Source organism: Peribacillus deserti, assembly GCF_016909175.1.
Lineage (GTDB): Bacteria > Bacillota > Bacilli > Bacillales > DSM-1321 > Paraperibacillus > Paraperibacillus deserti.
In genome coordinates, this window is record NZ_JAFBFI010000020.1 from 1 (window position 1) to 13,966 (window position 13,966).

Sequence of the window (13,966 nt, forward strand, 5' to 3'; positions counted from 1 at the left end):
ACCCGTTCCCATCCCGAACACGGAAGTTAAGCTCTTTAGCGCCGATGGTAGTTGGGGGATCTCCCCCTGTGAGAGTAGGACGCTGCCAGGCTGGTATTATTCCGCAGTAGCTCAGTGGTAGAGCATTCGGCTGTTAACCGAACGGTCGTAGGTTCGAGTCCTACCTGCGGAGCCATATGGAGAGCTGTCCGAGAGGTCGAAGGAGCACGATTGGAAATCGTGTAGACGGTTACCGCTGTCTCAAGGGTTCGAATCCCTTGCTCTCCGCCATAAAGATTCATAAGCCGGCCCCTTGGTCAAGCGGTTAAGACACCGCCCTTTCACGGCGGTAACACGGGTTCGAATCCCGTAGGGGTCACCATTATATTGGAGGATTAGCTCAGCTGGGAGAGCATCTGCCTTACAAGCAGAGGGTCGGCGGTTCGATCCCGTCATCCTCCACCATCTTTAATTAAATGCCTTATTAGGCAAGATTAAGTACTTTTATCGTCGCGGGGTGGAGCAGTCTGGTAGCTCGTCGGGCTCATAACCCGAAGGTCGCAGGTTCAAATCCTGTCCCCGCAATAAGTGGTCCCGTGGTGTAGCGGTTAACATGCCTGCCTGTCACGCAGGAGATCGCGGGTTCGATTCCCGTCGGGACCGCCATTTTTACAAAACATACCTTTTAAAAAGGTTAATATCTATGATATAATTTAGAAATGGCTCAGTAGCTCAGTCGGTAGAGCAAAGGACTGAAAATCCTTGTGTCGGCGGTTCGATTCCGTCCTGAGCCACCATTTATGCCGGTGTAGCTCAATTGGTAGAGCAACTGACTTGTAATCAGTAGGTTGGGGGTTCAAGTCCTCTTGCCGGCATTTTAAAAAATGGAGGGGTAGCGAAGTGGCTAAACGCGGCGGACTGTAAATCCGCTCCCTCCGGGTTCGGCGGTTCGAATCCGTCCCCCTCCACCATTTTTTAAAAAATATAGGGGCATAGTTTAAAGGTAGAACAGAGGTCTCCAAAACCTCCGGTGTGGGTTCGATTCCTACTGCCCCTGCCAATTTTATATTATGCTGTGGCGGTTGTGGCGAAGTGGTTAACGCATCGGATTGTGGTTCCGACATTCGTGGGTTCGATTCCCATCAGTCGCCCCATTTTCATTTTATAATATCTATATTAATATTTTTGGGCTATAGCCAAGCGGTAAGGCAACGGACTTTGACTCCGTCATGCGTTGGTTCGAATCCAGCTAGCCCAGCCATATATGCGGAAGTAGTTCAGTGGTAGAATACAACCTTGCCAAGGTTGGGGTCGCGGGTTCGAATCCCGTCTTCCGCTTTTTAATATTGGCGGCATAGCCAAGTGGTAAGGCAGAGGTCTGCAAAACCTTTACCACCGGTTCGAATCCGGTTGCCGCCTCCAACATTTGCCGGTGTGGCGGAATTGGCAGACGCGCACGACTCAAAATCGTGTTCCTCTGGAGTGTCGGTTCGACCCCGACCACCGGTATCAGAATATGTTTGAAAAGACTTCAACACAGTTGAAGTCTTTTTTGTATGTATGCCTTAAGAGTCGAAGTCTGGAGTATGCATACCAGCTTAGATGCATTTTAAAAAGAGTTTGCTGCAGGACTCATATCAGACTCATTTAATCTTATTGTGGAATATAGACGGGATAAAAAACTACCTCTAGGATCGCCATATCTTAATTTACTCCTCGTAAAAATGAATTTACCCCCATAAAGCCGGTATTAACCCCCGGAATCCAAAAAATAATGGTGTTGGATAAATGATATAGTTTTGATCATAGTGAAAATTACAAAATCCCTTTACATAGCTAGGGAGTACCTAGAAAGTCCGGTCACATTTCAAGATCCATAGAGTGTAACTAGTGGTTCTGTAATCTAAATGCTTCAGCGACACATAATTATACATAGCTTATGTATTTTTGGATGCTTGAGCTTAGATTACGATCGCATGAATATCATTTACCTCTCACCTAATACTCCATTTCCTAACCCCAATTTATCAATATAGAAATATAACAATAACCTTAAGTTTACACAATAATAAAAATATTCTGCATTCATACCCCGCGGTATATTCTTGAATTCTGACCATACATTAGTTATTGTCGAAAAGTTTCTTTAGGAATTTTCTAAAAACTATATATCATTTGTTAAAAGAATTTGGTACGATTCATTTTGTGTATAGGTCATTTTTACTATGAAAGGGGATAAATGCATGTCATGGTTTACAAAGTGGGCTTTTGGAAATAAAGCTGCTGTAATATTTTTAACAGTTTTAATCTTAATAGTAGGCCTAGTTAGCTATAGAACACTGCCCATGGAGTTTTTTCCTGCAGCAGACCAGCCGCAGGTGACGGTAATTGTTATGGGGCAGGGTACTGATTCTAAAACGATGGAAAGCCAAGTAACAGGACCTATAGAGACTGCTGTTTCAGGGGTCAAAGGAAAGAGCGATGTTTTTTCTACATCTGGTGATGGCTTTACTAAGGTAGACATTATGTTTGATTCTAAAACCGACATGAAAGCAGCGAAACAGGAGGTCCAGGAAGCATTAAATAATACTCCGCTTCCGCAGAATGTGTCTAAACCTACTGTTGTTCAGCTTAATACTTCAATGATTCCAATTTCAGATATTTCATTAACCTTTAAAGACGGACTTACTCCTGAAAATACGGATTTTGCCAAGGAAGAAATTCTTCCATATTTTAAGGATATTAAAGGTGTGGCAAATGTTCAGACATATGGGGCTTCAAGTGCGTATGTTTCTATCAAAACTGATAATGCCAAGATGGCAGAAAATAAAGTATCCTTACAAAATGTTATGGCTGTGTTAAAGGGTCAGAATTCGTCTATTGCAGTAGGCGAAAAGCAGATCAGCGGCAAAACCAGTAATATTAAAGTGGTTGGCAGCATCGATAGTCTTGATAAAGTAAAGAACTTGAAAGTGTCTGAAAATGTGACACTCAGTGAGATTGCACAGATAGAGATTAAAAAGCCACAAGATACATTAACCCGCGTTAATGGAGAAGATGGGCTGATTTTTATCGTAACGAAGGATAGCCTTTCTAACGCAGTGAGCATCAGTAATGAAATAAAGGATGCAGCTAAAGAAATTAACAAAAAATATGATCATGTAAATGCCCATGTTCTTATAGCAACTGCAGATATGGTTGAAACATCAGTTAACACCATGATAAAGGAAGTTTTGCTTGGTGCAGTATTTGCAACCATTGTTGTTATGCTTTTTTTAAGAAATATCCGTTCTACTCTGATTACGATTGTTTCTATACCTTTATCCTTGTGTTTAACGCTTTTCCTCCTTGCTAGATCCGGGGTTACTTTGAATATTTTGACTCTGGGCGGTGTAGCAGTAGCAGTCGGGCGTTTAGTGGACGACAGTATTGTGGTCATTGAAAATATTTTTCGAAAGATGCAGAATCAGAAATTCTCTACTAGTATGGTGATCGAGGCAACAAAAGAAGTGGGGACAGCAATTACTTCATCTACTCTTACAACCGTTGCAGTTTTCTTGCCAATCGGCCTAGTAAGCGGAGGACTGCAGGATATTATCTTGCCCTTTGCACTCACTATTACATATTCATTGCTGGCTTCTCTGTTAGTGGCTCTGACAGTTGTACCGCTTTTAAGCTATTCCCTGCTGAAAAAAGCTAAACTGCCAGAACATAAACCTTCAATTAAGTTCACTAACCTGGTGAGATGGTCACTTAATCATAAATGGGTCATCATTCTTACTTCTTTAGTCATGTTTGGAGGCTCGATTGGAACATATGCAGCGATGCCAAAGGGAGCAGTCAATAATTCTTCCGCAGATTTTATAATTGCAACATTAGATTTTCCAAATGATACTCCAATTGAAACCGTGAAAGAAAAAACCATTGAGCTGGAGAATTATGTACTAAAACAGGATCATATTAAGGATCTTTTCATCCAACTGGGGAATACCGAGGATGCTGCAAAATTTGGAGAAGTCCAATCCCCTACAAAGGCAACATTCAACATTTTATTAAAGGATAAAGAATATACAGATACAGTGATCAAGAGAATTAATTCTCAAAAAGAGGCTTTTGGTTCTGGCAAGCTGACAGCAGGGGCGTCCTCGATGATGGGAGGGTCCAAAACTCAAATTATCATTGATGTTATCGGAGATGATATAAGTAAGCTTGAAGCAGCAACAGGCGCTATAGAAGATGGAGTGAGCGGAATAAAGGGTGTAGAAAAGGTAGGTACCAACCAGGATGCCAAAAAAACCGTGTACTCGTTAAATGTTGATCCTGAAAAAGGGAATGCGGAAGAGATTTCACAGGCGTTATATGGGATGTTAAATAAAATGCCTCTTGGAACGATGAAGCTTGATGATCAGCAGACGGATATATTTTTAGAACCAATCCTGGATCCGAAAACACCGGAGGATTTAAAGAATATGCCTTTAATGACAAAGGCAGGCATGGTACCTGCTTCTTCTCTTGCTGCTATCGTACAAGAAGAAACTTCAACTTTTCAGTATCGAAAAAATGGTGATACTTATATCCGAATAACAGCAGACGTAAAACCAGAGCTATTGTCTGAAATAAATGGAAAGATTAACAAATTCATATTTGGAAATGGCGATAAAAAAGGTTTGAAGCTGGACGAAGGTATAGAGGTTCTTGTAGGAGGAGCAAGTGCACAACAGGCTGAAGACTTCACTGACTTATTCACCATTATGCTTGTTTCCATTGGATTGGTATTTTTGATTATGATCATTACTTTTAAGACGTTCAGAGCTCCTATTGCCATTTTATGCACGTTGCCGCTCGCAGCGATTGGTGCGATAATCGCTCTCTTAATCAGCGGAATTCCTGTTGATCCAACAGGCTTATTGGGTGCATTGATGTTAATAGGAATTGTCGTTACGAATGCTATTGTACTCCTTGACCGGGTAAAACAAAATGAAAAAACGATGATCATCCGTGAGGCAATTGTTGAGGCAGCTGCAATCCGTATGCGGCCGATCTTAATGACAGCGATCGCTACTATCTGTGCGATGCTTCCTATGCTCTTTAAAGAGGCAGAAACGGGAAGCTTAGTATCTCAAAGTCTGGCTGTTGTGGTAATTGGCGGATTAGCTGTCGCAACACTGCTTACATTAATTGTAATTCCGGTTATTTACGAATTGCTTCATTTCAAAAAGTCAAAGAAGCAGCGATTAAATGCTTCGCAGCTTGAAAAAATCGCCTGATTATTTACAAAAAGCCTGATTCTTTATGAATCAGGCTTTAATTGTCTGGCTATAATGTTATTAGTCATAAATAAAATTAAATAAAAAAAGGCTTGATTATAGAACAAATCCAGTGTATAATAGATTTTGTCAGTTAATATTACAAATTTCGACAAAAAACTTGCGGGTGTAGTTTAATGGTAAAACCTCAGCCTTCCAAGCTGATGTCGTGAGTTCGATTCTCATCACCCGCTCCATACATAGGTCACAACGCAGTGTTTCGTCTTTTGATACGAAGCATTGCGTTTTTTTAATTTAGCTGATAATCCTAGATTCAGCTTCTCCTCCGTGAACCTGTGTGAACATGTTACGAACTGCATCGATCAGCTTATAAGCCTCTTCTGTTTGAATGGATGGACGCAGATAAATAATATGTAAGGCATTAACCGTTTTATCTGTGACTTTTGATCTTTCTGAGTCTACAAATGGGGTACCGAATGGTCCTTCCTGATCCTTTGCTACTATCATCTTATTAAGTACATTTTCTCTGCCATTCAGCCCGGTATACACATCGGTTTCATTTCCAATTGTAAATTCAATATTGCCGCTTAATTGATCTGCATCATAAATTCCAAAGGGAATCGCATATTGCAAAGAGAAAAAATTGTTTAAATCAATTGCAGAGTGAATCGGTACTAGAAAGTTTTGTTTCTTAACCCTGCGGTAAAGAGCCTCAGCAGAGTGGCGGTAACGAGAAGGGTCTGTACCCGTTTTTTTAAACACCTGCCTCCATTCTTTTATTCCTTCAAACGAAGTTAAGTCTTTTTCCAGCAGATCAAAATATAATGATTCCTGGTACATGTGGAGCCTGCCCTTGATCATTTGTGGAGAGGTGCTGACAGTAATATTTTTATAAACAATGCATCCAGCTTTAAAGCCTGGAATTTTTTCTGATAAAACAGAGTCTATTGTGATTTCCATTGGTTACCCTCCAAATGCTATTTAAAATAGTTTATCATATACACATTATTAATAAAAAAAATTGTTGTTATATTTTTCATAAGTGGATATAAAATCAAAAAACATTCGAAGGGAGGCTGAAAATTATGGATTACAGCCAATTAAAACAAGAAATTATAGCGTATAGCAAAACCATTGGCATTGATAAAATCGGTTTTACAACTTCGAGTACTTTTGATGCGATGAAAAATAAACTAATTAGGCAGCAGGAATTAGGCTATCAATCAGGCTTTGAAGAGCCTGATATTGATAAACGGACAGATCCGGGCTTAATTCACGAAAAACCCCGGTCTATCATTTCTATAGCTTTAGCCTATCCTTCGAAATTGAAGAATGCTCCACTAAGTAAAAAAGGTGAACGCAGAGGGATATTCTGCAGAGCTTCCTGGGGAGAAGATTATCACGTAATTCTCAGGGACCGCTTAAAAAAACTCGAAGAATATATTTACAGCAGGGTTCCGGATGCCAGATGCCAATCGATGGTTGATACGGGCGAGCTGGTAGACCGCGCAGTTGCAGAGAGGGCAGGAATTGGCTGGAGCGGTAAAAACTGTTCGATCATTACACCGGAGTTTGGTTCCTATGTTTATTTAGGCGAAATGATTACCAGTCTTCCATTCGAACCGGACGCTCCGATGGAGGACAGGTGCGGCAGCTGCAATAAATGCATAGATGTGTGCCCGACTGGAGCGCTGGTTCAAGGAGGCCAGCTTAATGCTCAAAGGTGCATTGCTTTCCTCACTCAAACAAAAGGCTTTTTGCCGGATGAATTTAGAAGTAAATTAGGAAATAGAATTTATGGCTGTGATACGTGCCAAACCGTCTGTCCCGAAAATAAAGGGAAGAATTTTCATTTTCATCCAGAAATGGAGGCAGACCCTGAAATAGCTAAGCCATTATTGATTCCGATGCTTCGGATGAGCAACAAAGATTTCAAAGAAAAATTCGGGAAAGTTTCGGGTTCCTGGCGTGGTAAAAAGCCATTGCAGAGGAATGCAATAATCGCATTAGCTCATTACAAAGAAGAAGGGGCAATTCCTGATTTAATCGAGGTACTAGAGAAAGACCCCCGTCCTGTAATTAGAGGGACGGCCGCCTGGGCACTTGGAAAGATCGGCGGACCTCAATCCAGACAGGCATTAGACAAAGCAAAGAGCTCCGATCAAGATCCCGATGTTCTCGCTGAAATAGAAAAAGGAATGCAGTTATTATCTGCTAATCAATAAACCGGAGAAATCCGTACAAGCTGTCCGACGAAGTCGGCAGCTTTTTTATGCTTACGAATAATTTATCCTCTGCCTCCTACATAAAAATAACCATACCTTCAAAAAAGGAGAGCTGCATGTGAGAGAAAAGCTAAAAATGCTTTTAGAAGAGCGGGTACAGAAATATGTTTCTGATTCTGCCCTGCGTGCTGAGGATGGGAAAATAGAGAAGAAATTATTGTCACTGAAAGAAAGATCGGCTGAAATAGTGAATGTAAAGGCTCAGGCCCATGTGAAGTCCCTGAATGATGACAAGGGATTTTCTTCTATTATGTATGATATCCACTTTAAATATTTGATCAAACAAAAGGATTTCATTTATATGGAGGAAGAAATAGAACACAGACAGGCGGTGGCAGAGGACGGGGAGGTCATTCAGGATTTGGAGGTTCCATACAGATTTACAGCCGAACCGTTTGAGGAGGACGCTGAAGATTTTGATGATAGAATTCCTTATGCATATAATCGGTTAAAAGCCGTACAATATTCGGAAAGATGGTGGAATGAATTTAACCCAGCTTATAGAAGATTTGAAAATGACTGCACGAGCTTCATATCTCAGTGCCTGAGAGCGGGCGGTGCACCTATGTGGGGCCAGCCTGACAGATCCAGAGGCTGGTGGTATAGTGGAAAGAGCTGGAGCTATAGCTGGTCTGTAGCACATGCCTTAAAGCTGTATCTTCAAAGGTCAAAAGGTCTTCGGACAAAACAGGTAGCAAGACCTGAACAGCTGACCTTTGGAGACATCATCTGCTATGATTTTGAGGGAGACGGCAGGTATAATCACAATACAATTGTGACTGGCAGGGATGCATACGGTATGCCTCTGGTTAATGCCCACACCACAAACAGCAGACTAAGATATTGGAAATATGAAGACTCGACAGCATATACACCAAAAATAAAATATACTTTTTTTAGAATACTGAACTGATTGATATTCTTTTATGATTTTAATGAAAAAGTATATAATAGCTGTTAGAAAGGTAAGAAGAGGTGACATAATTGGCCATACATATTGTTTTATATCAGCCGCAGATTCCTTCAAATACAGGGAATATCGCAAGGACTTGTGCAGCTACAGATACCGCACTGCATTTAATTCGTCCCCTCGGTTTTTCAACAGATGATAAAATGCTGAAGCGGGCTGGTTTGGATTATTGGGAGCATGTATCCATCACATATTATGATTCTTTGGAAGAATTTTTTAAGAAAAATGTGGATGGAGAGTTTTTCTTTATTACTAAATTCGGAGAAAAGACTTTTTCATCATTCAACTACAGCCATCCAGAAAAGGATTATTATTTTATTTTCGGACGGGAGACCACTGGGCTTCCGAAAGAGCTGATTCAGGAAAATATGGATCGCTGTCTCCGTATTCCGATGACTGATAAGGTACGCTCATTAAATCTGTCAAATACAGCTGCTATATTGGTTTATGAAGCTTTAAGGCAGCAAGAATATGCTCATTTAACTTAACCTTCCTTTACAAGGCTGATGTGAGATATCATCAGCCCCTATGGGAGGTTCTTTCTTTTTATAAAGGGTATACATTAAGTGTACAATTATAGCAAACCTAAAATAATAGGAGTGAGAAGATGAACAGTGTAATTGAAACGATCCTAAATCATCGTTCCCAGCGGTCATTCCTGCCAAGGCCGCTTTCAAACGAGCAGATAAAGATGATTGTTGAAAGTGCCCAGGCTGCTTCTACATCAAGCTTTATCCAGGCATATTCCATAATAGGCATTACAAATCCCGATAAAAAGAGGGCGCTGGCTGAACTGGCAGGATCTCAAACGTATGTAGAAGAAAATGGACATTTAATGATCTTTTGTGCGGATCTTTATAGGCATACGATGGTTGGGGAAATTGAAAGCAGAAACCTCAAGGAATCGCTGGAGAGCACCGAGAAATTTATGGTCGCAAGCATTGATGCTGCTCTGGCGGCACAAAATGCAGCAATCGCTGCTGAGTCTATGGGATTAGGGATATGCTACATAGGCGGGATCCGGAATAATCTGCCGGAAGTTTGTAAAATACTGAAAACTCCAGAAAGAGTGATTCCCTTATTTGGCATGGTATTTGGATATCCTGATCAAGTAAATGACAAGAAGCCGAGATTACCAATTGAGCATGTATATATGGAAGAGGAATATGAACAGGATAAAGAAGTATATACAGAACAGCTCGAAAGCTATAATCGGACAATCTCCGAATATTATAAGGAGCGGACCGGGGGAAAGCGTGCCGATACATGGACAAGTCAAATGGCCGATATGCTATCAGCTGGACGGAGAATGTATATGAAGGCTTTTATTGAAGAAAAGGGATTAAATAGAAAATAAGAAAAAGCTGCTCAGGGGGCAGCTTTTTTTGTTTTTCTAAAAAAGACGGGCAGATTATTTTACACCTGGTTTATCATCATAGCCAGCTGTAAATATAGCAACAAGGAAAGTTACCGTTACACCTAAAATTAAAATCATGTTCATTTGCGAAGTCCTCCTTTGTCTGCTCTTGCCATTTGTGTTCCCGCTTTCATAAATGGGAATAAGAAAAAGCCACTTTTTGGGTGAATGCTGATATTGCTATTATATCTTATCTTTTTTTCACTGTGAATGAAAAACTATTTCAAAATTTCATGTGTAATTGTATAAGCTTACTGAATGATAAACGCCGGGCCCATTTCTATGATTTGGGCTCATTTAATTAGGCATCTGTGCATACATTGTATTAATCGTCTCTGAAAAAGAACAGAGGAGGATCCATAATGGATATATTAAAGAAAATTGAAAGATACCGAGAAGATGAACAGAAATTAAAGTGGGAAGGCACTTTCGCCGATTACCTGGAACTCCTTAAAGAAAGGCCCCTTGTTGCTCAGTCCGCACATTCACGTGTGTATAACATGATAAAAGATGCAGGGATTGAAGAAGTAAACGGCAAGAAGAAATACAACTTTTTCAGCGGGCAGTTATTTGGGCTAGAAGAATCATTGGAGCGCCTGGTCGAAGAATACTTTCATCCAGCAGCAAAAAGACTTGATGTCAGGAAGAGGATTTTACTGTTAATGGGACCGGTCAGCGGCGGTAAGTCGACTCTGGTCGCCATGCTGAAAAGGGGACTTGAAAATTATTCCCATACAGCAAACGGGTCTATTTTTGCCATTAAAGGCTGTCCTATGCATGAAGATCCGCTGCATTTAATTCCCCAGTATTTAAGAGATGATTTCTATAAAGAATATGGAATACGAATCGAAGGTAACTTATCGCCCCTTAATCTAATGAGGCTTGAAAAAGAATATAATGGGCGGATTGAAGATGTACAGGTAGAACGGATCTTTTTATCAGAAGATAAAAGGGTCGGGATAGGTACATTTAGTCCTTCAGATCCAAAATCACAGGATATTGCAGATTTAACCGGAAGCATAGACTTTTCAACCATAGCTGAGTTTGGGTCTGAATCCGATCCAAGAGCCTATAGATTCGATGGCGAACTAAATAAAGCTAACCGCGGACTTATGGAATTCCAGGAGATGCTAAAGTGCGATGAAAAATTCCTATGGCATTTGCTGTCTTTAACCCAGGAAGGTAACTTCAAAGCAGGCAGGTTTGCGTTGATCAGCGCTGATGAACTGATAGTTGCGCACACAAATGAAACGGAGTACCGTGCGTTCATTTCCAACAAAAAAAATGAGGCCCTTCATTCACGGATCATTGTTATGCCTGTGCCGTACAATTTAAAAGTAACAGAAGAAGAAAAAATTTATGAGAAAATGATCAATGAGAGTGATGTCCATAATGTACATGTTGCACCTCATACATTGAGGGTCGCTGCCATGTTTTCCATAATGACCCGCTTAAAGGATCCGAAAAAGGGTGACATTGATTTAGTTAAAAAGATGAGATTGTATGATGGTGAAAATGTTGAAGGCTATAATTCGGCAGACTTGGAAGAATTGAAGAAGGAATACCAGGATGAGGGAATGAGCGGGATTGATCCGCGCTATGTAATTAACAGGATTTCTTCAACAATTATTAGGAAAGAAATACCGTCTATAAACGCACTGGATGTTCTCCGCTCTTTAAAAGAAGGATTAGACCAGCATGCATCTATAACCACAGAGCTTAGAGAAAAATATATGAATTTTATTTCGGTAGCCCGTAAGGAATATGACACCATCGCTAAAAAAGAAGTTCAAAAAGCTTTTGTTTATTCCTACGAGGAAAGTGCGAAGACTCTTATGGACAATTACCTGGATAATGTGGAAGCATACTGTAATAAAAACAAGCTTAGAGACCAGCTTACCGGCGAGGAAATCAGTCCCGATGAAAAATTAATGCGTTCGATTGAAGAACAAATAGGCATCTCTGAAAATGCAAAAAAATCTTTCCGTGAAGAAATACTAATTCGTATATCTGCATATGCCAGAAAGGGCAAACGCTTTGATTACAACTCTCATGACCGCCTGCGGGAAGCGATTCAGAAGAAACTGTTTGCTGATCTGAAAGATGTGGTTAAAATTACAACTTCTTCAAAGACACCTGACGAATTACAGCTTAAGAAAATTAATGAAGTAGTAGCCAGACTGGTTGATGAGCATGGATATAATACAACTTCTGCAAATGAGCTTCTTCGTTATGTAGGCAGTCTGCTGAATAGATAGGATGAAACACCTGCTTTATGAAGGCAGGTGTTTTCTGTCATTTGGTGTATTTGGATTCATGACTGTTTCGTTCACGGGATAACCGGGTAATAATTCAGCAAAAGGGGTGAATGCATTGAAAGAATATGTAAAGCCTGACCAAGTACCGGAAAACAGCTCAATGGCCAGAAACCTGGCGGAAATGAAAAATCTAGGGAAACAGATGGAAAACATGAGAAGCAATGAAGAACTAATCAGCTATGGAAAATCCCCCGATCCAGTTCAGCATGAAGAAGAGCTTAAAAACAAAGAAGGCTTATAACCGTCTGTAATAGGCAAATAATCTTGCGCAGCCTTCAGTGAGGGCTGCTTCATTTTTGCCTTTTCTTTTATACGAATATGTAATATTACTACTATTTTTTTACAAAAGGAACTCTATTAATTTTAAACATAATTAGGGCTCTCACCTAATAGCTATATAAAAAGAAACAAGGGGAGAGAGATTATGTGAAAAAGTTAGGCTTTTTGATTATGCTGGTTTTTTTAGTCTCACTTCATTTTCCTCAAAAGAACATTCAGGCAGCTGGAAGCAGCCAATTCAAAGATAAAATGTTAGTCGGAATAAATGATAATCTGCTTACAAATTTGGAAACAGCATGGCTTGTGGATGGTAATAAGGTTTATGTATCCTTGCAGCTATTCGAAAAATTAGATTTTCAAATGAAATGGGTAAATCAATATGAAGCTTCCCTTTATAGAAAGGATCTTCCTGAGAAAAGGTTAAGTATACTCCTGACCAAAAAATGGATTACTGATACGCATGGCTTTCAGAAATCCATTGCGATTTTGCAGCGAAATCAAACAAAATATGTACCTGCTGAAGCAATCAGCTCTTATTTTGGATTTCGGGTTCAATACCTGAAAGACGGGCCGGTCATCAGAATTAGTCATACGAAAGCAAGGCTGACTGATGCACAATTCGTCCAGAAATATAAAAAACAAATGGTCACCATTTACAATCCTCCCGCTTCGAAAAAGCGGATTCCTATATATTTAACCTTCGATGATGGTCCCGGCCCCTATATGGATTCAATTTTGAATACATTAAAGACAAAAAAGGCAAAGGCTACTTTTTTTATGATTGAACCTCATATGAAAAAATACTCGTCTCAAGTGAAAAGATCAGTTAAGGAAGGACATTATCCCGCGCTTCACAGTGTCAGCCATGATAAACATAAATTATATGGGGGGAATACATCCGCTATAGGGCTGGAAATGGAGACTGCGAGAAAAACCTTATTACGAATAACTGGTGTCAGTTCCCGCCTGACCAGAGTACCCTATGGCAGTAAACCATATATGACGGCTCCATATAGAAACAGCCTGGCAGTCAGAGGTTTTAAAATGTGGGATTGGAATGTGGATACAGAGGATTGGAAATACCAGAAAACAGATCCAAACCGTATCCTGCAGAATTGCCTGGCTGGAATTAAGAAAATGAAGAGTAAAAAAACACGAGCAGTGGTTTTAATGCATGTTAACAAAGGAACTGCATCCGTGCTGCCTAAGCTTATTGATTCTTTGCATAAACAGGGCTATGAATGTGTGGCTTATCATCCGGCATCGCATTTTATTTTAAATTTTTGGGGAGATAAGAGACTATAAATTAAAAGAGCTCATGGAGGCCTGTTAAAATGGGCTGAAAAATAATAGACTTTTGTGTAATTGTCGAAATTATTTGTAAATTTTTAACCTTTACTGCATAGGATAAAGTAATCAAGTCCCTAAAGCGAACAAGATGGATAGAACAA

9 protein-coding genes, 16 tRNA genes and 1 rRNA gene are annotated in these 13,966 nt (G+C 40.2%); 25 read left to right on the forward strand and 1 reads right to left on the reverse strand.

Annotated features, from left to right (window positions below; translation table 11 throughout):
• The 18 genes from rrf to JOC77_RS17675 all read left to right on the forward strand — a co-directional run.
• Positions 1–91 (forward strand): 5S ribosomal RNA (rrf, locus tag JOC77_RS17590); the annotation flags it as partial.
• 9 nt (positions 92–100) lie between these two features.
• Positions 101–175: transfer RNA gene (locus JOC77_RS17595), tRNA-Asn, on the forward strand.
• A 3-nt stretch (positions 176–178) separates the two neighbouring features.
• Positions 179–270 (forward strand) — tRNA-Ser (locus tag JOC77_RS17600).
• Between the two features lie 16 nt (positions 271–286).
• Positions 287–361: transfer RNA gene (locus JOC77_RS17605), tRNA-Glu, on the forward strand.
• Between the two features lie 7 nt (positions 362–368).
• Positions 369–444: transfer RNA gene (locus tag JOC77_RS17610), tRNA-Val, on the forward strand.
• 46 nt (positions 445–490) lie between these two features.
• Positions 491–564: transfer RNA gene (locus JOC77_RS17615), tRNA-Met, on the forward strand.
• A 5-nt stretch (positions 565–569) separates the two neighbouring features.
• A tRNA-Asp gene (locus tag JOC77_RS17620) sits at positions 570–645 on the forward strand.
• Positions 646–700: 55 nt separating this feature from the next.
• Positions 701–776 (forward strand) — tRNA-Phe (locus JOC77_RS17625).
• Between the two features lie 5 nt (positions 777–781).
• A tRNA-Thr gene (locus tag JOC77_RS17630) sits at positions 782–854 on the forward strand.
• Between the two features lie 11 nt (positions 855–865).
• A tRNA-Tyr gene (locus JOC77_RS17635) sits at positions 866–950 on the forward strand.
• Between the two features lie 15 nt (positions 951–965).
• A tRNA-Trp gene (locus tag JOC77_RS17640) sits at positions 966–1,039 on the forward strand.
• A gap of 18 nt (positions 1,040–1,057) precedes the next feature.
• Positions 1,058–1,133: transfer RNA gene (locus JOC77_RS17645), tRNA-His, on the forward strand.
• A gap of 32 nt (positions 1,134–1,165) precedes the next feature.
• Positions 1,166–1,240: transfer RNA gene (locus JOC77_RS17650), tRNA-Gln, on the forward strand.
• A 5-nt stretch (positions 1,241–1,245) separates the two neighbouring features.
• Positions 1,246–1,317, forward strand: a tRNA-Gly gene (locus JOC77_RS17655).
• Positions 1,318–1,327: 10 nt separating this feature from the next.
• Positions 1,328–1,401, forward strand: a tRNA-Cys gene (locus tag JOC77_RS17660).
• Positions 1,402–1,407: 6 nt separating this feature from the next.
• A tRNA-Leu gene (locus JOC77_RS17665) sits at positions 1,408–1,488 on the forward strand.
• Between the two features lie 734 nt (positions 1,489–2,222).
• Positions 2,223–5,246, forward strand: coding sequence for an efflux RND transporter permease subunit (locus tag JOC77_RS17670; RefSeq protein ID WP_204546141.1), 3,024 nt, complete (start codon positions 2,223–2,225; stop codon positions 5,244–5,246).
• Positions 5,247–5,408: 162 nt separating this feature from the next.
• Positions 5,409–5,482 (forward strand) — tRNA-Gly (locus JOC77_RS17675).
• Between the two features lie 58 nt (positions 5,483–5,540).
• Here the strand turns inward: JOC77_RS17675 and JOC77_RS17680 are convergent.
• The gene (locus JOC77_RS17680; RefSeq protein WP_204546143.1) at positions 5,541–6,206 is read right to left on the reverse strand and encodes a B3/B4 domain-containing protein; all 666 of its coding nucleotides are present in this window, start codon (positions 6,204–6,206) and stop codon (positions 5,541–5,543) included.
• 125 nt (positions 6,207–6,331) lie between these two features.
• Here JOC77_RS17680 and queG point away from each other — a divergent pair, with 125 nt between their 5' ends.
• From queG to JOC77_RS21775, 7 genes are all read left to right on the forward strand, one after another.
• Positions 6,332–7,471, forward strand: a complete 1,140-nt coding sequence (queG, locus tag JOC77_RS17685) for a tRNA epoxyqueuosine(34) reductase QueG (RefSeq protein WP_204546145.1) — start codon at positions 6,332–6,334, stop codon at positions 7,469–7,471.
• 118 nt (positions 7,472–7,589) lie between these two features.
• Entirely contained in the window at positions 7,590–8,444 is an 855-nt protein-coding gene (locus tag JOC77_RS17690; protein WP_204546147.1) for an amidase domain-containing protein, read from the forward strand.
• A gap of 71 nt (positions 8,445–8,515) precedes the next feature.
• Complete coding sequence (gene trmL / locus JOC77_RS17695) at positions 8,516–8,989, forward strand: tRNA (uridine(34)/cytosine(34)/5-carboxymethylaminomethyluridine(34)-2'-O)-methyltransferase TrmL (RefSeq protein ID WP_204546159.1); 474 nt, start codon at positions 8,516–8,518, stop codon at positions 8,987–8,989.
• 119 nt (positions 8,990–9,108) lie between these two features.
• On the forward strand, positions 9,109–9,858 hold the full coding sequence (gene nfsA / locus JOC77_RS17700; RefSeq protein WP_204546162.1) for an oxygen-insensitive NADPH nitroreductase: 750 nt from the start codon (positions 9,109–9,111) through the stop codon (positions 9,856–9,858).
• 422 nt (positions 9,859–10,280) lie between these two features.
• Entirely contained in the window at positions 10,281–12,176 is a 1,896-nt protein-coding gene (locus tag JOC77_RS17705; protein WP_204546165.1) for a PrkA family serine protein kinase, read from the forward strand.
• A gap of 115 nt (positions 12,177–12,291) precedes the next feature.
• Positions 12,292–12,477, forward strand: coding sequence for a hypothetical protein (locus tag JOC77_RS17710; protein WP_204546356.1), 186 nt, complete (start codon positions 12,292–12,294; stop codon positions 12,475–12,477).
• Between the two features lie 185 nt (positions 12,478–12,662).
• Positions 12,663–13,820 (forward strand): polysaccharide deacetylase family protein, encoded by a 1,158-nt coding sequence (locus JOC77_RS21775; protein ID WP_204546167.1) that lies wholly within the window; start codon positions 12,663–12,665, stop codon positions 13,818–13,820.
• Positions 13,821–13,966: the final 146 nt, after the last annotated feature.